The following is a 1,434-nucleotide window of genomic DNA, read 5'->3' as shown; positions in this document are numbered from 1 at the left end:
GGCGGTGCCGGCCTCCTCAACATCTACGACGCAAGCCACAAGCAGTCCATGTTCGACTTCTTCCAGTCTAGCCGCAAGGTAAAAACCCCCAAGGGCTGGCTTATCCCAGCATTGCCGCGCTTCTGGAAGGAAGCGCCGGATCTGCGCGAATCACGATCGTTCCTGCTCTCGTGGCTCTCCGGGTACTTTGCAGCGGACGGTCACGTCACAGTTAATGGCGGCTGCAGCATTAGTAGCGCCTCGCTCGCCTCGGTCGAGGCGGTCCGGTCGATCTGTGCGATCGTCGGAATCGGCTACTCGCCGATATCCACGAAACTCCGTGTCGGATTCGGGACCGAACCCACAGAACTCCACAAGGTAAGCATTTCCCTGCGAGACCTCCCCGAATGGTTCTTCCTGCTCCCTCACCACGTCGAACGGGCGCGGAACGCCCTCCTCAAGAAAGCTAGGGAAAGATTCGACTGGGTTGTCGAGGAAGTTTCTTTGACAGATCGAGTCGAAGAAGTCTTCTGTGCTGTCGTCCCAGGGATCGAAGCGTTTGCGCTGGCCGATGGCCTCATGACCATGAACTGCCCCCATGTCACCAACTGCCGTGGCGACGAGCCGGACCCGGCGACCCCCACCGATGAGGACTTGGCGGTTGCCCAGGAGTACCTCGCCGCGTGGAACCAGAAGCGGGAAGCCGAGTCGATCCTCGACGAACTGAAGCCCCGGTTCGCAGGCCGCCCCCGGATCCCGGTCGGTGACCGGGAGATCGGCTGGGTGGGCGGCAACACCAAATCGGAGACGGTGGCCGACGTTGACGCCGCGTTGGAGGCATACCAGATGCTGGTCGGCCCGCTGCCAACACGAACCGAGCAGGTCGTCGACGTGACTGCGGCGTTGGAAGCGTACCGGCTCCTCGCCGGGCCGCTGCCGGTCAAGACGGTCACCTCGACCACCACCCGCTCCCTGAAGGTGTTCCCCGCGTCGAAGAAGAGGAAGGCGGCCCCCGATGCGTGACCTCACTGCCTTCTCCGAGCACGACCAGCTGGAGTTGGTGCGCTTCGACCGTCTCTACAGCCTGCGCGGCTTCGACCGCGCGGCCCGGATCGACCGGCCCAACTTCGAAGACCGGATCCTGTCCGCGAACGCCGCCACCGAGGACGGCCTGCACCGGCTGATGCTCGACCTGTCACCCGCGCTGGAAGTCTGGTGGGACGAGCACATCGTGGACGGCGAGCAGCTACTGGCCGCCCATCTGAAGGGCCGCGGCGGTGCGGCATGACCGCCGCACCCGTCCTGCCGCCGGACCGGATCCCGTTCCTTTGGGGCCTCGGTCTGGAACCAGCCCCGCGGCTGAAGGTCGGCGCTGCACGCTGGCAGCAGCTCCCCTCCGCCGAGAAACTGCTGCTCGCTGAGACCGAGGCCGGCTGGACCCGCTGGGTTCTCGAC

2 protein-coding genes are annotated in these 1,434 nt (G+C 65.0%); both read left to right on the top strand.

Annotation, left to right across the window (positions count from 1 at the left end):
• The coding region (locus tag FDN03_RS16505; protein WP_212743922.1) for an LAGLIDADG family homing endonuclease at positions 1 to 1,002 on the top strand (1,002 nt) is incomplete at its 5' end.
• Positions 995 to 1,267, top strand: a complete 273-nt coding sequence (locus FDN03_RS15685; protein ID WP_138178532.1) for a hypothetical protein — start codon at positions 995 to 997, stop codon at positions 1,265 to 1,267. The genes FDN03_RS16505 and FDN03_RS15685, both read left to right, overlap by 8 nt.
• The last annotated feature ends 167 nt before the right edge of the window (positions 1,268 to 1,434 follow it).

Origin of the sequence: Glutamicibacter sp. V16R2B1, assembly GCF_005774635.1 — a bacterium.
Classification (GTDB): domain Bacteria; phylum Actinomycetota; class Actinomycetes; order Actinomycetales; family Micrococcaceae; genus Glutamicibacter; species Glutamicibacter creatinolyticus.
Note: the sequence above shows the minus strand (reverse complement) of the source record. Positions and strands in the feature narration are given on the sequence as shown.